We start from the raw sequence: 18,637 nt of genomic DNA on the forward strand, positions 1-18,637 counted from the left end.
AGGGTATTAGCATGCAACACGAACAACACAAATCAATCTTCTCCAACGTTAGTAAATTTTTTTCTGACAAAACGCCCGCGCAGAAGCCGGTGACTGGAATGCGCCCACTAACTGCCGACGAATTGCGATCGGTGGCTGGCGGCCCCGAAGTCGAAGTAGACAACGGCAATGGACTCGCAACTATTGTCCAGCGAGCCGAGGTAGCATAACGTTTCGTTAGGCGATGATTCATACCACCACAATCGTTTCAAGGAACAATATGTCACACGTAAAACAAGAATGCAGCTTCGCCAGCGTCTGTAAAATTTTTTCGGGCGAAAAGCCAGCACAGAAACCCTTGACGGAAATGCGCCAACTGTCCGACGACGAGCTGCGCGCAGTTGCCGGCGGCCCCGAATTTGAAGTGGGCAACGGCCAGTAGAATAGCTGGCACACTCAACTAATCCCCAACGCCCCGAGGTAACGCCTTAACGCCTCGGCCGGCGTTCTGAGCTGCGCGGCGCAGCGGTCGACGGCGCCGTCGCAGGCTGCGAGCGCGGTGCGCAGTTCTTCTTCGGCGATCCGCTCGGGTCGCCGAATCTGTGGATGCTCGTCCAGCAGCTTGTACATGGTTGGCCGCGAGATGCCCAGCGCCTGCGCGGCACTCAGGATTCGCCAGCCGTTGTCGTCCATCGCAGCCAGCACTTCCTGCTGGTCCGGCATCGCGCGACGTCCGCGCTTGGCTTCCGCCGGGGCCGCTGCGCCATTCCCCGCCCTACCTGCCGCGCTTGGCGCCGCGCCGTGCGCAGCAACCGCATCCGCGCCACCCTCCTCGCCCAGCACAGCAATTGACGACGCCAGCCTGGCCGCACTGCCCTGCGGCGTCGCTACACTGCGCGTTAGTGCGCTCAGCAGCGGCACCTCGCCCATGCGCACCGACAGCAGCGCGCGCCGCACCACTTGCGCCAGCTGGCGCACGTTGCCCGGCCAGTCGTAGCAGGCGCAGTCGCTCACCAGCGCGAACGGGAATTCTTCGGCCGTCGCCCCGCCTTCGGCCAGGAAGTGCTGGATCAGCACGCCGATGTCTTCGCGCCGCTCGCGCAGCGGGGTCATGGGAATCACATAGCTTTCCAGGCGCCGCAGCAGCGCGTGATTGAAGGAGCCGCCGTACAGATCCTGGTCGGTCGCTGCGATCAGGCGCGCGCTGCTGCGCCGGTCGCCCTGCGCGCCCACGGGCCGGTAGTCGCCGCTCTCCAGCACGCGCAGCAGCATGGGCTGCACCACCGACGGCGTGTTGCCGATTTCGTCCAGGAACAAGGTGGCGCCGTCCGCCTCGCCGAACAGGCCGATGCGCACGCCCTGCGCGCCGGTGTAGGCGCCCTTGGCTGCGCCAAACAGTTCCACCGCCGCCAGCGATTCGTTCAAAGTGGCCATGTTCACCGCCACCAGCGGCGCGCCGGCGCGCGGCCCCATGGCGTGGATGGCGCGCGCCGCTACTTCCTTGCCGCTGCCGGTCTCGCCCAGCAGCAGCACCGGCATATTGGTCTGCGCAGCGGCGCGGATCTGCTCGCGCATCATGATGGCGGCGCTGCCCACGCCCAGCAGCCCGGCCACCGGATTGTGGCGCGGCAGCGAGGTGGCCCAGTGCAGGCACAGCAGCACGGCGCGGCCCAGGCCCAGCACGGCGCCTTCGGCCACGCGCTCGGGCCCCAGGTGCTGTACGGTGCGCACTTCCTCGCCGTCTAGCTCGAAGATCATGCGGCTGTCCGGCGGCGTGATTTCCACGCCACCATCCGGCGTGCGGGCGATGCGCAGCGGCTGGCGCGAAATGCCGCCATAGCCCAGCGGCAGGCGATCCTTGCCGGGCCGGCTGAACATAGGCATGAAGCGGCCCAGCTCGATCACACCGTCACCGCTGCCGTCCAGGTACTGTTCGCCGATCCGCGCGGAATCGGGATGCCACAGCACCGTCACCGCCAGCACCGGGCCGCCTGTCACTTCGGCGTCCCGCAGGGGCGAGGTCAGCGTGTAATCGGAATCGTTCAAGCCTGCAACCAAAGTCTTCTCCTAGTGTAAATGTCAATGTAAAGCCCGCCGCTTGACATGTCAATTAATGAAACGGAATGGTTGCAATATGCAAATGACGCGTTTTCCCACTCTTGCGCGCAGGCATGAGGATTGCTATTGACATTCAGTAATGATGAATTGCAGGAGCAACAAGATGAAGACACGCAGTGAATTGACCGATATTCCGATGAACAGCACCTACCAGGACGGCCTGTGCGCCGAGGTCGCCATCGTCGGCGCAGGCGCGGCGGGATTGTACAGCGCCTGGCGGTTGGCGACCGACGGCGGCCTCCCCGGCTCCCAGGTGCAGCTGTTCGAGATGGACGACCGCATCGGCGGCCGGCTGGAATCGGTCACCCTGCCGGGCATGGACGTGGTGGGCGAACTGGGCGGCATGCGCTACATGCCGTCGCAGGCCATCGTCGCCACGCTGATCGAGCAGGTGTTCAGCCATGCGCTGGAAAGCGTGCCCTTCCCCATGGACGACAACGCGCACCTGTTCGCCTTCCTGCGCAAGCAGTACCTGCGCGCGGACGCCTGGAAGCGCGCCCAGGCCCGCGGCGACCGCCAGCTCACCCGCTACATGCTGAACGAGGCCGACATCGGCTACAGCGCGGACCAGCTGTTCAACAAGGTGGTGTATGAGGTGCTGACCGCCGACCCGTGGTTCAACGCGCGCTATGCCGACAAAGTGAAGCACTACGGCGCTTACGACTACACCTTCGAGCTGAACGCCGAGGACTGGAGCCGCATCAAGCCGCAGCTGCGCTACTGCTTCGCCGGCCCGTATCAGGATGCGCTGGTGAACGAACTGGGCTTCTGGAACATGCTGAAGGACCGCGTGGGCCAGGAGGGCTACAACTTCCTGGCGGACGCCGGCGGCTATTACTCCAACACCATCAACTGGAACGCGGCCGAAGCCCTGCCCTACATGGTGGGCGACTTTTCCAACGCCGGCACCGAGTACAAGACCGTCGCCGGCGGCTACGACGGCATCGCCTACGCCCTGGCGGACGCCTACCTGGCCGAGCCGGGCGCCTGCATCTGGCGCGAAAACCAGCTGCTGGGCTTCACGCGCTCGAGCAAGCCGGGCTACCGCTACACGCTGCATTTCCTGAACCGTCCCGGCCGCGCGCCGTGGGCGGTGCACGCCAACAGCGTGGTGCTGGCCATGCCGCGCCGCGCGCTGGAACTGCTGGCGCAGGACAGTTTCTTCTTCCGCAACGAGGAACTGCAGCGCAACCTGGCCGCCGTGATCCCCGAGCCGGCCTACAACATCCTGATGGGCTTCGAGCAGCCATGGTGGCAGCAGAGCTTCGGCGCGCAGTCCGGCCACGCCATCACGGACCTGCCGCTGCGCCAATGCTATTACTTCGGCGCCGATCCGTCCAACAGCCACTCGCTGCTGCTGGGCAGCTACAACGACATGCGCGCCACGCCGTTCTGGCAGGTGCTGGCGCGCCATCCCGAGCGCTTCACGCCGCGCGCCACGGCGCTGGTGGCGCCCTTGCAGCTGGAAGGCCTGCAAAACGTACAAGCCTCGCAGCGCATGGTGAACGAGGTGATGAAGGAGCTGCGCGAACTGCACGGCAGCGGCGTGAGCATCCCCGATCCCTACATCACCTGGTTCAAGGACTGGTCGGCCGATCCCTACGGCGGCGGCTACCACGCCTGGCAGGCCGGCTACACGGTGGACCGCGTGATGCCCTTCATGCGCAAGCCGGACCGCGCCGAGGCCATCCACATCGCCGGCGAGGCGTATTCGAATCAACAGGGCTGGGTGGAAGGCGCGTTCTGCGTGGCCGAGCGCATGCTGCAGGAGCACTACGGCTTGCGCCGCCCGCAGTGGCTGGACCCGCGCTACCACCTCGGCTACTAAGGAGCGGCCATGCAAGTATCCTATCAAGTGGAGCTGGACCCGGTACAACTCGAACTGCGCGTGCAGCTGCACATATCCGGGCTCACGCCGCGCGAAACCACGCTGCTGGCACCGGCCCTGGCGCAGGGCGACTATGACTTCGAGCAGTTCTGCCGCGCCGTGGGCGACGTGCGCGCCTTCGATCCGGCCACGGACAAGGGCATCGAGATGCACCGCCACGGCTGGTCGTGCTACACGGTACAGCAGCGTTCGGACAAGCTGGGCGTGTCCTACCTGCTGTCGGCGCAGATGCAGGGCGCTGGCGGTCCGGCGCGCATCGCTGCGGCTGGCTGCTATCTGCGCCTGGCGCCGCATGCGGGCCCCTGCCGCGTGCTGTACGCCATGCCGCGCGGCTGGGCCGTGCGCCATCCCGCCGGTGCGCGGGCGCTGGGGAAGAACTACTGGGAATATGCGAACTACGAACAACTGCTGGCCACGCCGGTGTCGTTCGAGGAAGAACGCCACGCGCTGCTGGCGCACGTGGCGGATTGAGGAATTACTTGTAGTACGCTTCGACCTTGCCGCTCAGCTTGATCAGCATGGGGCGGCCCTTGCGGTCCAGCGATTTGCCTGCAGCCACTTTGATCCAGCCTTCGCTGATGCAGTACTCTTCGACGTCCAGACGCTCTTTGTCGTTGAACTTGATGCCGATGTCGTGCTGCAGCACAGGCAGGTGGTGGTGAGGGCTCTTCGGATCAACCGACAGGCGGTCCGGCAGTGGTGGTGGGGTAGTGGTAGCGTTCATGGGCATCAATTATCCACTAAAACAAGTTTCCCGCCTAGCTGGTCCGGATCAAGCTGCCCGGTGCGAGACAGCGGCCAATACCGCAGGGGAGTAACATGGCAGCCATGCGCGCTCCCTTCCGCAACGATCCCGAGTCCGTATTATCCGCGCCGCTGGCCCCGGCCGCGCCCTGCCGCGCCGCCCTCTTCCTGGCCGCGCTGTGCGCCGCCGTTCCGGCGCACGCCGCCGAGCCGGGACTGGCAAGCCTGATCAACGCCTACCGCGCCGCGCCGGAACCCTGCGGCAGCGTGCCCCGCGCGCCGCTGCCGCCGCTGGCAACGCCGCCCGCCCTGTCCTCAGTGAGGCTGGGCACCGGCGCCTTCATCGAACTGGCGCTGGAACGGGCCGGCTATCCGGTGGAGCATGCCTCCGCCATCTTCGTGACCGGCGCGCCGGACGCCGCTGCAGCAATGGCCGTGCTGCGCGAAAAATACTGCCGCCAGATGCTCAGTCCGCAGTTCACCGCCGTCGGCGCCGCGCGCAACGGCGACACCTGGCAAGTCCTGTTGGCCGAACCGCTGCGCCCGATTCCCCTACCCGACCCTGCCCAGGCCAGCGCCGCCGCGCTGGCGGCCGTGAACGCGGCCCGCGCGGCGCCCAGGCTGTGCGGCGCCCGCCTGTTTGCCGCGGCTCGGCCATTGGTGCTGAATTCCGCGCTGGCCCAGGCCGCCCTGGTGCACAGCCGCGACATGGCTACCCAGCGCTACTTCAGCCACCAGGCGCGCGACGGCAGCTATGTGGCCGAGCGCGCCCTGCGCGCCGGCTATGCCTGGCGCTGGGTGGGCGAGAACATCGCCTCCGGCATCAACACCGCCGAAGACGCCGTGGCCGGCTGGCTGGAAAGTCCCGGCCACTGCGCCAACATCATGAATCCCGCCTTTATCGAAATGGGCGTGGCTTCCTCGCTCAATACCGAACGCCGCATGATGTATTGGACCCAGGTTCTGGCCGCGCCGCGATAAGCGCGCATAAGCACGCATAAGCCTCAAATAATCAATTCCTTGAGCAATTCAAGGCGCGTTATGCCCTTCCAATATAGCTTTTCTCCAATTCGATATAGCTAAACAGGGCAAAAACAACAACCCTGCTCATTGCTGTGATTATTTCCTGAGCGATAAACACACGTCCGTTCTCCAACAATAAACTCTGTTCAAACTAATAAGTCCTTACATGGGAGACGGAGAGATGCACATCATCGCCAATGGCCAACTTCGGCCGAAACGTTTGAGTTACGCAATTGCCCTGGCACTGGCCAGCAATATGGCCTTCGCACAGGATGCACCAAAAGCCGAAGCACCGGCCAAAGAAGCGACGGTGCAAAAGGTCGTAGTCAGCAGCACCCGCGCTTCGCAGCAAAGCGGTATCGACCGCAAAAAGAACGCCGCGACGGCGCAGGATTCCATCGTCGCCGAAGACGTCGGCGCATTCCCCGACCGCAATATCGGCGAAGCCATTTCCCGCATTTCCGGCATTGCACTGGACCGTGGAGATTTCGGCGAAGGTGTATCGGTGGCCGTGCGCGGCAATTCGGCCGACCTCACCCGCGTCGAGATCGACGGCCAGGGCGTTCAGTCCGGCGGCGGCACCGACCTGAATGGCGGCGGCAGCGGCCGCGGCGTGGAATTCCGCGAAATGTCGTCCGACCTGATTAAAAGCGTGGACGTGGTCAAAGGCTCCACCGCCGACATGACCGAGGGCTCGCTGGGCGGCGGCATCATCATCAAGACGCGCACCGGCCTGGACTTCAAGAAGCCGTTCTACTCGCTGCGCGTTGCCGCGTCGCAGGGCTCGCTGAACAAGGAATGGTCGCCGGACACCAACCTGATCCTGGCCAACAAGTTCCTGGACGACCGCCTGGGCGTGCTGCTCAACGTGTCCACCTCGCAGGCCCACAACGAAGGCCATTCGTCGCAAGTGGCCACCAGCGCCAACCAGGGCTACGCGCGCGCGGTGGACTTCGACAATTCGCCCAACAAGACTTTCTCCTTCAACCCGAGCACAGTGTCCACCACGGACCCGCTGGCCACCACGACCCTGTTGGCCAGCCCGCTGAGCGCCGGCGGATTCTTCAACGCCGCCAGCCCGCTGGAGCTGGTGACGCGTTCGGCCAGCGCCAACTCCAAGGCGGACTGCTACTCCACCTTCCCTGCCCTGACCACCGCGCAGACCAACGCCATCAGCGGCACCACCGCCCGCAACGCTGCCATCAACCAGCGCGGCAACGAGCTGATGACCTGCCTCAACCAGTGGAACGACTACACGCCGTCGCTCATCCGCTACATCGAGAAAAAGCAGATCGACAAGCGCCGTTCCGCCGACCTGCGCCTGGACTTCAAGGTCAACAACGAGCTGACCGTGTATGCCAAGGGCAGCATCCAGCGCCGCCGCATTGACGACAACTTCCAGGTCTACGGCCTGGGCGGCCTGACCACCAACCCGGCGGCCAGCAACACCCCAACGTACAACGGCCCCACGTTCACCGACTCGCCCACGGGCGTGCGCAGCGCGGTGCCAGGCTCGGGCTACTTCCTGTACGACACGCCCAGCTTCCGCAGCAACACCTTCCCGGCCACGGGCACGGTGGCCAATGTGGACCCGCGCTCGGTGGTGGTGGACGCCAACCACCACGTCACCAAGTACACCATCAGCGACGGCAGCGCGGCCGTGGACCAGATCCACAACATCATCGAAACCAGCAGCCGCTACCTGCAAACGGGCGGCACCTACCGCAACGGGCCGCTGCTGGCCGAATTCTTCATCGGCGACGCCAAGTCCGACTTCACGCGCGGCGACAAGCGCACCGCCTGGAGCTACAACTATGGGCCGGCCACGCTGAGCGTGCTGCCGAACGGCTTGTGGACCTACAGCTTCCCTCAGGGCAGCAACTTCAACCAGTCCAATCCCGCCAACTACACCGCGGCGCGGCCGGCGGTTGCCCCCACCCAGGCGGTGGCAGCGTCGGCCACGGTGCCGGTGGCCATTCCGGCCTATACCATCGCCCAGCAGCCGCTGCTCACCCAGTCACCTTCGCTGCAGTTCACGCCGCGCGGCAGCGAAGGCGGCGAACGCACGGCCAAGGTGGACCTGACCTACGCGCTGAACGACCAGGTTCCTTTCCTGTCCCGTATCAAGACCGGCATCAACCTGCGCGACACGCGCGGCGAGAGCTGGAACCCGAACGGCGGCTACGTTGTGCAAAGCGCCGTCGGCACGTTTGGCCAGGCAGGCTATGTGCCGGCCATCAACATGCCGCAGTCCATCGTCCGTTCGTCCTTCATCGGCTGCGAAAACACCGCGGGTTCGCTGGGCGCGGGTGGTTCGCCATGCAAATACGGCTACAATCCGAGCACCAACCCCGCCACCGCGCTGTCGGGCCAGGTGGTGATGAACCAGCAGCAGTTCCAGGACATCATCACCGCCGCCATGACCGGCCAGAGCACGCGCTTCTTCAACGGCGCCAAGGACCGCCCTGCCGGCCTCGTGGAAAGCTGGAGCACCATCGACGTGGAGAAAGTCTTTGCCATGACGGGTGTCCCCAACGTCAACTATGACTGCCTGAAGGAGTGCACGGCCAGCGACGGCAAGGTGTATGCCCAGCCTTCCAACAAGTTCACGGAAAAGGTGCGCTCCGGCTACCTGATGACCGATTTCACCGTGGACCGCGTGCCGTTCACCAGCAAGGCACTGCCGTTCAACTGGGAACTGGAAGGCAACTTCGGCTACCGCATCGTCAACACCAAGGTGTCGGGCACCGGCGTCATGGGCTTCCAGACCATCCGCAAGACCGGCGGATTCAACCCGAGCAATCCGGATGCGGCAGCGGGCATCACGTCGAGCACCCTGATTGTGCCGACCACACTGAACGCCAGCACCACCGACTACATGCCGGCGCTGAACCTGGCGCTGTGGGCGGTGCCGGACCAGGTGGTGCTGCGCTACAACCGCGCCAAGACCATTGCGCGTCCACCGGTCGAGCGCCTGCTGCCGGCCGGCACGTGTACCTATGATGAACGCAAGGTCGATGCCCTGAGCGGCACCGAACTGGACCAGACCTGCACCGGCAACCTGGGCAATCCAGCCTTGCGCCCGCAGACCAACTGGAACCAGAACCTGAGCGTCGAGTGGTACCCGAACCGCGACACCATGTTCACCGCGTCCGCCTTCCACCAGAAGGGCATTATCGGCCCAAGCGAACTGGTGGGCCGCAGCGACGTGAAGCTGTTCTCCGGCACCGAGCTGGTGGACCCGGTCACCGGCAAGTCGCTGGGCGACCTGGACTTCAACTACCGCACCTGGGACAACGGCGCGGCGACCACCCGCAAAGGCATCGAGTTCAGCTCCAAGACCGCGTTCACCTTCCTGCCGTCGGTCCTGAAATACACCGGCCTGGACGCGAACTACACCAAGCTGCGCTCGGCCGTTTCGGCAGTGAACGTGGTAGACCTGATCACCGGCACCCCGCTGCCGCCGGCCCGCGAATCGAAGTACTCGTACAACGCGTCGCTGTGGTACGACGATGGCGCTTTGTCCGCCCGGGTAGCGTTGCAATTCGTGGCGCAGCAGTTCACCTGCATCGCCGCCTGCGGCGCCAACTCGGTCAACAACTATCCGAGTTCGCCCGGCGTGACCCGCGTAACGGTGACCCCGTTCAACCCCGGCTCACCCAACTTCAAGGACGCGACCCGCTTCATCGACGCCAAGATCGCCTATCGCTTCGCCAACGGCATCGAGCTCTTCGCCGAGGGCCGCAACCTGGGCAACGCTGCCACTTCCAACAGCCAGGGCCCGTACACGCCGTTCTCGGACGGCACGCCCAACCTGCTGGACTATGCCTACGCCGGCCGCCGCATCATGATAGGCGTCACTCTGCGCAACTAAGTCACCAACCGCTTCGTTGTTTGTCCTTTAACCCGGCCCCGCGCCGGGTTGTTTTTTTGCATTGTGGCTATACTTAAGCTGCCTACACACTGCAAAGGAACTCGCATGAGCAAAGACACGGGCAACACCACGGAAACCGCACTGCTGGCAGGCGGCTGCTTCTGGGGCATGCAGGACTTGATCCGCCGCTATCCGGGCGTGCTGGCCACCCGCGTGGGCTATTCGGGCGGCGACGTGCCGAACGCCACCTACCGCAACCACGGCAGCCACGCCGAGGCCATCGAGATCGTATTCGACCCGGCTGTCATCAGCTACCGCAAGATCCTGGAATTCTTCTTCCAGATCCACGACCCGAGCACGCCCAACCGCCAGGGCAACGACCTGGGCACGAGCTACCGCTCGGCCATCTTCTACACCAGCGCCGAGCAGAAGCGCGTGGCCGAGGACACCATCGCCGACGTAAACGCGTCCGGCCTGTGGCCCGGCAAGGTGGTGACCGAACTGGCCCCGGCCGGTCCCTTCTGGGAAGCCGAACCCGAGCACCAGGATTACCTGGAGCGCATCCCCAACGGCTACACCTGCCACTTCATCCGCCCCGACTGGAAACTGCCCGCGCGCAGCTGACCGGCGGCAAAGATGGAACTCTTCAGTAAATTCATGGTCTGACCTTGAGGGCGGCAACCTTGCCGCCATCAAGGAGCAGCCATGAAAGATTGCACCTCCGAAGCCTGCATCCAGGGCAAATACAGGTCACTGTGGTCGGAATTGGCCGAGTACGCCGGAACCCTCCTGCGCAAGCTGCTGCACACACCCGAACAGCATTACGCCTGGGATTACTTCATGCTGGTCAAGACCGAGCGCGACGGTCTCGATCCGGCCACGCTGACCGGCTCGCCCGCCCAACTGCGCTGCGATGAGCTGATCCGTAACCTGTGCGGGAAATACTGCCGCATCCGCTACAAGCTGTCGATCCAGGAAGTATGGCAAGTCGACCTGGCGCTGGTGCAGATGCTGCCCGGACTGGCGCTGCGGGCCAAGGCGGCCAGCGTCTATGCCGCCTACCGCAAACTGGCCGGCGAAACTGGCGGCAGCGCGCCGGAAGCGGCGGCAGTGCCCGCGGCGGTATCCGCAGCGGGCCCTGCGCTGGCGGAAGACTGCCTGCGCGCGGAAGTGACCGACCTGATGCGCGGCAAGTTCTGGCACCAGCTCAACGCCATGCTGCTGGAACGGGGTTTCCGCGCCCTCAAGCGCGTGCTGCTCGATTACGCCACCCGGGGACTGGTGCTCAGCGCGGCGCTGGCCGCGCTGCTGCAATTGCTGCCGGGACGGCTGGGCGACGCGCTCACCGTGGGCATGCTGTGCCTGTACTTCGGCGTGCTGGGCGCCGTGATCAGCGTGGCACGCCGCACGCGCAACTTCAACGACATCGCCACCTCGGACAGCGATCCCGTCATCCGGCTGATGCGCATCGAAAACGGCAAGACCGGCATTCACCTGTCGGTCATCACCGGCGGCGTGTTTGCCGTTATCCTCTACCTCGGGCTGGTGGCGGGCATCCCCGGCGACTCGCTCAAGACCAGCTTGCTCCCGCTTTTTCCGCACACGGCCAATGCCATCGCGGCAGGCGACATGGTGCCGCTCGACGCCGCCTCGCTGGCCAAACTGTTGCTGCTGGCCTTTATGGCGGGCTTCGCGGAACAACTGGTGCCCGACGTGCTGGACCGCTTCACTGCGCTGGCGCAGGGCACGGGCAAGCGGCACGCGTGAGCTTGACCGTTACTGCTCCGGCATGCCGCGCAGGTGCTCGATATCGGCCACCGCGCTCTTCCAGCTGGCCTCGTCGCCCAGGGCGGCGAGCGTGTCCAGTGGCAATTCGATTTCCTTCAATACCTTGCCTTCCAGCGAGATGCGGTAACGCAGGCTGCTGTACTCGATGTCGTAGGATTTGCGCAGGCCTTGCTGCCTGACATAGCTTTCTTGTGACATGGCCATGATGATCTCCCAAAGTAAGAACGATAGGGTGCCTTTAGCATCCTAAGCATAGCAAAATATGGCCGGTGGCGCGGCACGCCTTGTCGGCCTAGTCCGACAAGGAAATGGGAAGTACGGCGGTATATCCGGCCGGGGAATCCGATTAGCATCATTGGATAACGTCGAAAAGGAGAACCCCATGCTTAACCGACTCATCACTATGGCCGCGGTGGCGGCAGGCGGCTACCTGGTAGCCAAGCAGCTCAAGAAAAACAAGGCTGCGGGCGGCGAATCGAGCGTGAAGGAAAGCATCACCGTCAACGTGCCGGTGCGCACCGCCTACGACCAGTGGACCCAATTCGAGCAATTCCCCACCTTCATGGACAGCGTGCACGAAGTACGCCAGCTGGACGACAAGCGGCTGCACTGGAAGGCCGACGTGCTGGGCAAGCCGGTCGAATGGGACGCGGAAATCACCGAACAGATTCCGGACCAGCGCATCGCCTGGCGCAGCACCACCGGCAAGCTCAACAACGGCGTGGTGTCCTTCGATTCCCTGTCGGATAAACGCTGCCGCATCACCCTCACCATGACGTACCAGCCCGAGGGCGCCGTGGAAACCATCGGCGACGCCCTGGGTGCGGTGCGCCTCGAAGCGTCCGGCAACCTGAAACGCTTCAAGGAAATGATGGAGCAGCGCGGCAGTGAAACGGGCGCCTGGCGCGGCACCATCAAGGACCAGGGCCCGGCCACGACCGCGCACTGATCAAGGGCAGTTGCCGATGACGTAGTAGCCGGCCGAGGTTTGCGCCAGCGTGGTGGTGTAGAAGGTGTTGTTCAAGCCCATGTTCTGGTTCGAACCCTTGGCCAGCGCGTAGCCGCCGCTGTTGAGGGCGCGCCCCGCCGTCACGTGTGCGTAGTTGCTGGACGTGGTGGCGCTGCACGTGTAGCCGGTGCCGGTGGTGGTGGCGTTCACCGCCGCCGACGCCGTACCGGCCTGCCCGCCCGCATCCACCGCCCTCACCGTGTAGCTGTAGGCGGTGGCGGGGGCCAGGCCGGTGTCGGTATAAGCCAGTGCGGTCAGCAGGGTGGAATTGACCTGCGTGCCGCCCCGGTAGACGTTATAGCCGGCCGCGCCGGACACGCTGCTCCACGCCAGCGCCACGCTGTTGCTGGTGACGCCGGTGACGTTCACGCCGGCCGGCGCCGGCAGCGCGCCGCCGCCACCGCCGCCGCCTGCCGACACGCGGTCCACCATGCCCTTGATGGCCGCCATCTGGCGCCCGCTCTTCTTGGCGTAGTTCGCGTCGTCATACCCCCACCAGTCCCAGCAGCCGTTCGGGTTGCCAGCGCTGCTGGGCGCGGTCTGCGGGTACAGCATAATGATGCCGTTGGTGTCGGCCCACTTGTTATAGCCGGTGCTGCGGTAATACTTGTCCTGGATCTTGGTCGGGTCCTGCTGGCAGCCGTGCACCACCACGTGCACCTTGCACTGCTGGCCGCTGCCGCAGCTGGCCGGCACGTAGGCCCAGCCGCTGGACGCCATGCCGTGCGTGGCGGGACTGGCGATGAACTCGGCCTGGTTGAATTCCACAAAGCTGCCGCCCAGCGTGCCGGTGTTCTTCGCGTTCAGCGGGCCGTAGATCCATTTCAGGATTTCACCGGCCAGGTCGAAGTTACACTTGTTGATGTAAGGGCTGGCCTTGGTGCTGCAGCCGCTGCCGAAATAGTCCGTCACCATGGCATGCTCGGAAGCCAGGTTGTTCTTGTAGAAGATGTTGGCGCTGGCGATGTAGTTCTTGTAGTAGGTGTCCGCCTCGTTCATCACCAGCTGCTTGACGGTGCTGTCGATGGTGCCGGAATACAGGTAGACCCTGGAATTGGCCAGGTTGCTGGTGGGATCGATCAGGCCCTGGCTGGCCCAGCTGTTGGTGGTGGACACCAGCGTGGACGTGGCGGGCTTGCTGATGGAGGTGGCGGCCATGCAGGGGCCGGTGGCGGTGCCGACAGCGCCCTGCGCGCAGTAGTAAGGACCGCCCGCGACGATGCCGGCGCCGGCCTTGAAGGTGGCGGAAAACGCCACGTGGAGCTGCACGGCCATGAAGCCGCCGGAGGACAGCCCGGACACCGACGTGAGCGCGGGGTCGACGTTATACGACGGCAGCGCGACGGGGGCGGCGAAGGCCGATTGGACCGCCGCACCGCCAACACCGAGGGCAAACAAAACAATGCTGCGAATGCGGAACTGGCCAGCGAAATTCGTCATTGTGAGTCTCCTTTATGGTTATGCGGAAGCGCCGCCTCCGCAGGGAACCGATAGTAATTGGAAACATTACGAATTTATTAGACTTGGTAGCCCGCTAGTAGTTCTACTGTTGCGCCGCTGTCGCATCCTCCCGCGCATCCTCCCTGGCTTCCTCTTTGATACGCGCTTCCAGCTGCGCCAGGCGGATGCGCATCTGGCGCTCCTCGCTCCAGCGCTGGGTTTCATCGCGCACCACGGCCACGATGGCGGTCACTTTGCGGGCCTCGTCGTACAGCATCGCCACCGTGAAGGCGATGGACAGGTTGCGCCCGTCGCGGTGCAAGGCCGGCACGCGCAGCACGTCGTTGCCGTAACGCGTTTCGCCGGTGGACATGGACTTGTTGTAGCCGTCCCAGTGGCGCTGCCGCTGGCGCTCGGGAATGATGATGTCCAGCGACTTGCCCAGCGCTTCCTCGCGCGTAAAGCCGAACATGCGCACCGCCGCGTCGTTCCAGACGATGATGGCGCCGGCCGCGTCGCACACCACCACCGCGTCGCCGATGGATTCAACCAGCTTCTGATAATCAATTTGTTGCATCGCTCTCTCCCCAAATGAACAAGGGCGGAATAAATCCGCCCTCGCCTTATTTTATAACCGTCTTACACGGCCTTGGCTTCGTGCAGTGCGGCGATTTCGCGCGAGCTGTAACCCAGCGTCTCCAGCACCTCGTTGGTGTGCTCGCCCAGCAGCGGCGAGCCGGTGATTTCCACCTTCAGGTCCGAGAACTTGATGGGGCTGCCCACGGTCAGGTATTTGCCGCGTTCCTTGTGGTCCACTTCGGCGATGGTGCCGCTGGCGCGCAGGGACTCGTCGTTGGCCAGTTCCTTCATCGTCATCACCGGCGCGCAAGGAATGTCGAACTTGCGCAGGATGTTCACCGCTTCGAACTTGGTCTTGTCGGCCAGCCAGGCTTCGATGGTGCCGAAGATGTCGAAGATCTTGTCCTGGCGCGCCGAAGCGGTCATGTAGGCCGGATCCTCAATCCACTCCGGCTTGCCGATGGCGCGGCAGATCGGCGCCCAGGCGTGGCCCTGGATGGTGAAATAGATGTAGGCGTTCTTGTCGGTTTCCCAGCCTTTGCACTTGAGCACCCAGCCCGGCTGGCCGCCGCCGCCCGCATTGCCGCCGCGCGGCACCACGTCGGTGAAGCTGCCGTGCGGATATTGCGGATACTCTTCCAGGTAGCCGACGCGGTCCAGGCGCTGCTGGTCGCGCAACTTCACGCGGCACAGGTTCAGCACGCTGTCCTGCATGGACACGGCCACCTTCTGGCCCTTGCCGCCGTTGCGGTTGCGCGCGTGCAGCGCGGTGAGGATGCCGATGGCCAGGTGCATGCCGGTGTTGCTGTCGCCCAGCGCGGCGGCGCTCACGGTGGGAGGGCCGTCGTCGAAGCCGGTGGTGGAAGCGGCGCCGCCGGCGCACTGTGCCACGTTCTCATACACTTTCAAGTCTTCGTAGTGGTGGCCGTCGCTGAAGCCTTTCACGGACGCCACGATCATGCCGGGATTCAGTTCCTTGATGTGTTCCCAGGTGAAGCCCATGCGGTCCAGCGCGCCGGGGCCGAAGTTTTCCACCAGCACGTCCGACTGCTTGATCAAGCGGGTCAGCACTTCCTTGCCTTCGGCGGTCTTGGTGTCCAGGGTCAGGGACTTCTTATTGCTGTTCAACATGGTGAAGTACAGCGCGTCCACGCCGGGGATGTCGCGCAGCTGCGAGCGCGTCACGTCGCCTGCGCCGGGGCGCTCAACCTTGATCACGTCTGCGCCATACCAGGCCAGCAGCTGGGTGCACGCGGGACCGGCTTGCACGTGGGTGAAGTCGATGATCTTGATGCCTTCTAACGGTTTGGTCATGTTAAGTCTCCTGTGTTGTTCGGATTACTTCTTGCCTGCGGTGCTGGGATTCAGGTTGGTGAGACGGCCGCTTTCCGTGCCTGCGGTTTCGTCGATGACGGCGTTGATCAGCGCCGGCTTGCCGGCCGCGATGGCTTCGGTGAGCGCGCGCGTCATTTCCTCCGGCGTGGTGACGTGGTAGCCGATGCCGCCGAACGCCTCGATCATCTTGTCGTAGCGGGCGTTCTTCACGAATACGGTGGGCGCCACGTCCTTGCCGCCGGTGGGATTGACATCGGTGCCGCGGTACACGCCGTTGTTGTTGAAGATGATGGTGGTGACCGGCAGCTCGTAGCGGCAGATGGTTTCCAGCTCCATGCCGCTGAAGCCGAAGGCGCTGTCGCCTTCGATCGCCACCACAGGCTTGCCGCTGGTGACTGCCGCGCCGATGGCGAAGCCCATGCCGATGCCCATGATGCCCCAGGTACCCGAATCGAAACGCTTGCGCGGCTCGTACATGTCGATGATGCTGCGGGCGAAGTCCAGCGTGTTGGCGCCCTCGTTCACCACATTGATGTCCGGCCGGGTTTTCAGCACGTCGCGGATGGAGCGCAGCGCGCTGTGGAAGTTCATCGGCGATGGGTTCTGCGCCAGCATGGCGGCCATCTTGGTGAGGTTCTTGTCCTTGCGCTCGGCGATGGAGCCGGTCCAGGCCGGGTCGGGCTTGCCGTGGCCGCCGCTGCGGATGCCGTCCAGCAGCGCGGTGACGCAGGAGCCGATGTCGCCGATCACCGGCGCGGCGATCGCCACGTTGCTGTCGATTTCAGTCGGCGAGATATCGATCTGGATGAACTGTTTCGGCGCGCCCCAGGTCTTGCCCTTGCCGTGCGCCAGCAGCCAGTTCAGGCGCGCGCCGACCAGCACCACCACGTCCGCTTCGGCCAGCACATAGGAGCGCGCGGCGGAGGCCGACTGCGCGTGGGTATCCGGCAGCAGGCCCTTGGCCATGGACATCGGCAGGTAGGGAATGCCGGATTCCTCGACGAAGGCGCGGATGTCCGCGTCGGCCTGCGCGTAAGCGGCGCCTTTGCCCAGCAGGATCAGCGGCTTCTTCGCGCCTTTCAGCAGCGACAGCGCGCGCTGCACCGCATCCGGCGCGGGGATCTGGCGCGGCGCCGGATCAACCACTTTTACCAGCGAGCGGCGGCCGTGTTCCGCGTCGATCACTTGCGCCAGCAGCTGCGCCGGCAAGTCCAGGTACACACCGCCCGGACGGCCCGACACGGCAGCGCGGATGGCGCGCGCCACGCCGATGCCGATGTCCTCTGCCTTGTTGATGCGATAGGAAGCTTTCGCATAAGGCTTGGCGGCGTTCAGCTGGTCCATCTCTTCGTAATCGCCCTGCTGCAGGTCGACGATTTCGCGTTCGCTGGAACCGCTGATCAGGATCATCGGGAAGCAGTTGGTGGTGGCGTTGGCCAGCGCGGTCAGCCCGTTCAGGAAGCCCGGCGCGGACACCGTCAGGCAGATGCCCGGCTTCTGCGTCATGTAGCCGGCGATGGCGGCGGCGTTGCCCGCATGCTGCTCGTGGCGGAAGCCGATGAAACGCATACCTTCAGCCTGCGCAAGGCGCGCCAGGTCGGTGATCGGAATGCCGACAAGGCCGAAGATGGTGTCGATGTCGTTGTGTTTGAGCGCATCCACTACCAGGTGGAAGCCATCGGTCTGTTCGGCGGACTGTGTGCTGTTGGTCATAATGAGTGTCTCTTATATTTGGTTTAACAAAGGTGTTGAAGCCATCATAGCGAGCCCCTTTGTTTTCTCTCATTGACCGCGGTCAAGATTCAAAGGAAGATGTCCAACATTTCCAGATCAGTAATCGATACAGGTCATGACGCTGCTAGCCAATCACCCCGAACGCAACATCCTGCGCGTGCAACTGCGCCAGAACATCGTGCTGAAAGAACTGCGCGAAAGCGAGATGGCGGCCCTGGAGCCTTACCTCACCGTGGTGGACTACAACAAGGGAGACCTGCTGCTGAACCAGGGCGTGCACGAGATGGAGCAGTACTTCATCCTGGACGGCATCCTGAAGCGCGTGGTCACCAACCAGGAAGCCAAGGAAATGATTTTGCGCTTCGCCGCCGAGCGCGACATCGAGACCAGCTACGCGGCCTGGCGTTTGAAAACGCCCACGCCCTACAGCATCGTGTGCGTGACGAAAGCGCGCGTGGCCAAGCTGGCCATGCCGCAGTGGGTGGCGTTTTTGGAAAGCCACTCGCAGCTCAAGCAGGGCTTCGAATATGAGGTGATGCATTTGATGAGCGAGATCATGGGCCACACCATCACCCTGCACCTGCTCGATGCGCCGGGCCGCGTGCACCGCTTTGTGCGCAAGCACAGCGAAATGTTCGAGCGCTTGCCGAAGAAACAACTGGCTGCCTACCTGAATTTATCTCCGGAAACCCTTAGCCGGCTGAAAAACCAGGGCAAGATCTGATCCCGCGCAACGCGGAATCTTGACCGCGGTCAAGAATCCCGAAAACAGATTTATCGTGTTTTCGTGGGTTTTTCATAGGCAATATTCACAGAAGTGATACCTGATATGCGCCGCCTCAATTGGCGGCGCTGTTTCGTGCTGCCTATACTCATTTCATACCAACGCGGCACCAACATTTTTTAACTCTAAGGGAAATAATCATGACCACCATCACCAACAAACAAACCCATACCGCCACTGAACAAGCGCAGCCTTTCAGCCTGATGTTCATCATCGAAACCATCTTCGGCGTGCACCTGCGCGAACAGCTCGATGCCAACACCGCCGGCGACAAGAGCGACGCAAAATACACCTGGGGCATGTAATTGTTCTGGGGTAGAAAGCAAAACGGACGTCCTTGTG

Annotated in this window: 18 protein-coding genes; 11 read left to right on the forward strand and 7 right to left on the reverse strand. The window is 63.9% G+C overall.

Going from position 1 to position 18,637, the window contains the following annotated elements; genetic code table 11:
- Positions 1–11: 11 nt before the first annotated feature.
- Entirely contained in the window at positions 12–209 is a 198-nt protein-coding gene (locus ASC94_RS32845) for a hypothetical protein (protein ID WP_157201631.1), read from the forward strand.
- A gap of 14 nt (positions 210–223) precedes the next feature.
- The gene (locus ASC94_RS32850; RefSeq protein WP_157201632.1) at positions 224–421 is read left to right on the forward strand and encodes a hypothetical protein; all 198 of its coding nucleotides are present in this window, start codon (positions 224–226) and stop codon (positions 419–421) included.
- A 14-nt stretch (positions 422–435) separates the two neighbouring features.
- Here the strand turns inward: ASC94_RS32850 and ASC94_RS28580 are convergent, their stop codons facing one another.
- Positions 436–2,025: a sigma-54 dependent transcriptional regulator gene (locus tag ASC94_RS28580; RefSeq protein WP_056404414.1), complete on the reverse strand. Its 1,590-nt coding sequence runs from the start codon at positions 2,023–2,025 to the stop codon at positions 436–438.
- A gap of 175 nt (positions 2,026–2,200) precedes the next feature.
- Here ASC94_RS28580 and ASC94_RS28585 point away from each other — a divergent pair, with 175 nt between their 5' ends.
- On the forward strand, positions 2,201–3,925 hold the full coding sequence (locus tag ASC94_RS28585) for an FAD-dependent oxidoreductase (RefSeq protein WP_056405383.1): 1,725 nt from the start codon (positions 2,201–2,203) through the stop codon (positions 3,923–3,925).
- 9 nt (positions 3,926–3,934) lie between these two features.
- Complete coding sequence (locus tag ASC94_RS28590) at positions 3,935–4,456, forward strand: hypothetical protein (RefSeq protein WP_056404416.1); 522 nt, start codon at positions 3,935–3,937, stop codon at positions 4,454–4,456.
- Positions 4,457–4,460: 4 nt separating this feature from the next.
- On the opposite strand, the gene ASC94_RS28595 is transcribed toward ASC94_RS28590, so the two are convergent.
- Positions 4,461–4,709: a DUF3297 family protein gene (locus ASC94_RS28595; protein WP_056405384.1), complete on the reverse strand. Its 249-nt coding sequence runs from the start codon at positions 4,707–4,709 to the stop codon at positions 4,461–4,463.
- Positions 4,710–4,804: 95 nt separating this feature from the next.
- Between ASC94_RS28595 and ASC94_RS28600 the strand changes: the two genes are divergently transcribed.
- The 4 genes from ASC94_RS28600 to ASC94_RS28615 all read left to right on the forward strand — a co-directional run bounded on the left by ASC94_RS28600 (position 4,805) and on the right by ASC94_RS28615 (position 11,393).
- A complete protein-coding gene (locus tag ASC94_RS28600) occupies positions 4,805–5,710 on the forward strand; it encodes a CAP domain-containing protein (RefSeq protein WP_082616912.1) in 906 nt (301 codons plus the stop codon).
- A 262-nt stretch (positions 5,711–5,972) separates the two neighbouring features.
- The gene (locus ASC94_RS28605; RefSeq protein ID WP_056404420.1) at positions 5,973–9,626 is read left to right on the forward strand and encodes a TonB-dependent receptor; all 3,654 of its coding nucleotides are present in this window, start codon (positions 5,973–5,975) and stop codon (positions 9,624–9,626) included.
- A 105-nt stretch (positions 9,627–9,731) separates the two neighbouring features.
- Positions 9,732–10,250, forward strand: a complete 519-nt coding sequence (msrA, locus tag ASC94_RS28610) for a peptide-methionine (S)-S-oxide reductase MsrA (protein ID WP_056404422.1) — start codon at positions 9,732–9,734, stop codon at positions 10,248–10,250.
- An 81-nt stretch (positions 10,251–10,331) separates the two neighbouring features.
- Positions 10,332–11,393 carry a hypothetical protein gene (locus ASC94_RS28615; RefSeq protein WP_056404425.1) on the forward strand — a complete coding sequence of 354 codons (1,062 nt, stop codon included), beginning with the start codon at positions 10,332–10,334 and terminating at the stop codon, positions 11,391–11,393.
- A gap of 9 nt (positions 11,394–11,402) precedes the next feature.
- Here ASC94_RS28615 and ASC94_RS28620 read toward each other — a convergent pair whose 3' ends face one another.
- Positions 11,403–11,618: a hypothetical protein gene (locus tag ASC94_RS28620; RefSeq protein ID WP_056404427.1), complete on the reverse strand. Its 216-nt coding sequence runs from the start codon at positions 11,616–11,618 to the stop codon at positions 11,403–11,405.
- Between the two features lie 178 nt (positions 11,619–11,796).
- Between ASC94_RS28620 and ASC94_RS28625 the strand changes: the two genes are divergently transcribed.
- Positions 11,797–12,363 carry an SRPBCC family protein gene (locus tag ASC94_RS28625; RefSeq protein WP_056404429.1) on the forward strand — a complete coding sequence of 189 codons (567 nt, stop codon included), beginning with the start codon at positions 11,797–11,799 and terminating at the stop codon, positions 12,361–12,363.
- Here ASC94_RS28625 and ASC94_RS28630 read toward each other — a convergent pair whose 3' ends face one another.
- The 4 genes from ASC94_RS28630 to oxc all read right to left on the reverse strand — a co-directional run bounded on the left by ASC94_RS28630 (position 12,364) and on the right by oxc (position 17,490).
- On the reverse strand, positions 12,364–13,863 hold the full coding sequence (locus ASC94_RS28630) for a fibronectin type III domain-containing protein (RefSeq protein WP_229417444.1): 1,500 nt from the start codon (positions 13,861–13,863) through the stop codon (positions 12,364–12,366).
- A gap of 103 nt (positions 13,864–13,966) precedes the next feature.
- Positions 13,967–14,440, reverse strand: coding sequence for a PAS domain S-box protein (locus ASC94_RS28635; RefSeq protein WP_056404432.1), 474 nt, complete (start codon positions 14,438–14,440; stop codon positions 13,967–13,969).
- Positions 14,441–14,502: 62 nt separating this feature from the next.
- Positions 14,503–15,756 carry a formyl-CoA transferase gene (gene frc / locus ASC94_RS28640; RefSeq protein WP_056404434.1) on the reverse strand — a complete coding sequence of 418 codons (1,254 nt, stop codon included), beginning with the start codon at positions 15,754–15,756 and terminating at the stop codon, positions 14,503–14,505.
- Between the two features lie 24 nt (positions 15,757–15,780).
- Positions 15,781–17,490: an oxalyl-CoA decarboxylase gene (oxc, locus tag ASC94_RS28645; RefSeq protein ID WP_056404436.1), complete on the reverse strand. Its 1,710-nt coding sequence runs from the start codon at positions 17,488–17,490 to the stop codon at positions 15,781–15,783.
- A 136-nt stretch (positions 17,491–17,626) separates the two neighbouring features.
- On the opposite strand from oxc, the gene ASC94_RS28650 reads away from it, so the two are divergent.
- Both ASC94_RS28650 and ASC94_RS32855 read left to right on the forward strand, forming a co-directional pair.
- Positions 17,627–18,235 (forward strand): Crp/Fnr family transcriptional regulator, encoded by a 609-nt coding sequence (locus tag ASC94_RS28650; RefSeq protein ID WP_056404437.1) that lies wholly within the window; start codon positions 17,627–17,629, stop codon positions 18,233–18,235.
- Positions 18,236–18,435: 200 nt separating this feature from the next.
- Positions 18,436–18,600, forward strand: coding sequence for a hypothetical protein (locus tag ASC94_RS32855; protein ID WP_157201633.1), 165 nt, complete (start codon positions 18,436–18,438; stop codon positions 18,598–18,600).
- Positions 18,601–18,637 lie beyond the last annotated feature (37 nt).

The sequence above is a fragment of the Massilia sp. Root418 genome, assembly GCF_001425265.1.
Classification (GTDB): domain Bacteria; phylum Pseudomonadota; class Gammaproteobacteria; order Burkholderiales; family Burkholderiaceae_D; genus Rugamonas.

Coding starts and splice junctions, on each gene's coding strand:
- ASC94_RS32845 (WP_157201631.1), top strand. CDS start 12: ATGCAACACGAACAACACAAATCAATCTTCTCCAACGTTAGTAAATTT.
- ASC94_RS32850 (WP_157201632.1), top strand. CDS start 224: ATGATTCATACCACCACAATCGTTTCAAGGAACAATATGTCACACGTA.
- ASC94_RS28585 (WP_056405383.1), top strand. CDS start 2,201: ATGAAGACACGCAGTGAATTGACCGATATTCCGATGAACAGCACCTAC.
- ASC94_RS28590 (WP_056404416.1), top strand. CDS start 3,935: ATGCAAGTATCCTATCAAGTGGAGCTGGACCCGGTACAACTCGAACTG.
- ASC94_RS28595 (WP_056405384.1), bottom strand. CDS start 4,709: ATGAACGCTACCACTACCCCACCACCACTGCCGGACCGCCTGTCGGTT.
- ASC94_RS28600 (WP_082616912.1), top strand. CDS start 4,805: ATGGCAGCCATGCGCGCTCCCTTCCGCAACGATCCCGAGTCCGTATTA.
- msrA (WP_056404422.1), top strand. CDS start 9,732: ATGAGCAAAGACACGGGCAACACCACGGAAACCGCACTGCTGGCAGGC.
- ASC94_RS28615 (WP_056404425.1), top strand. CDS start 10,332: ATGAAAGATTGCACCTCCGAAGCCTGCATCCAGGGCAAATACAGGTCA.
- ASC94_RS28620 (WP_056404427.1), bottom strand. CDS start 11,618: ATGGCCATGTCACAAGAAAGCTATGTCAGGCAGCAAGGCCTGCGCAAA.
- ASC94_RS28625 (WP_056404429.1), top strand. CDS start 11,797: ATGCTTAACCGACTCATCACTATGGCCGCGGTGGCGGCAGGCGGCTAC.
- ASC94_RS28630 (WP_229417444.1), bottom strand. CDS start 13,863: ATGACGAATTTCGCTGGCCAGTTCCGCATTCGCAGCATTGTTTTGTTT.
- ASC94_RS28635 (WP_056404432.1), bottom strand. CDS start 14,440: ATGCAACAAATTGATTATCAGAAGCTGGTTGAATCCATCGGCGACGCG.
- frc (WP_056404434.1), bottom strand. CDS start 15,756: ATGACCAAACCGTTAGAAGGCATCAAGATCATCGACTTCACCCACGTG.
- oxc (WP_056404436.1), bottom strand. CDS start 17,490: ATGACCAACAGCACACAGTCCGCCGAACAGACCGATGGCTTCCACCTG.
- ASC94_RS28650 (WP_056404437.1), top strand. CDS start 17,627: ATGACGCTGCTAGCCAATCACCCCGAACGCAACATCCTGCGCGTGCAA.
- ASC94_RS32855 (WP_157201633.1), top strand. CDS start 18,436: ATGACCACCATCACCAACAAACAAACCCATACCGCCACTGAACAAGCG.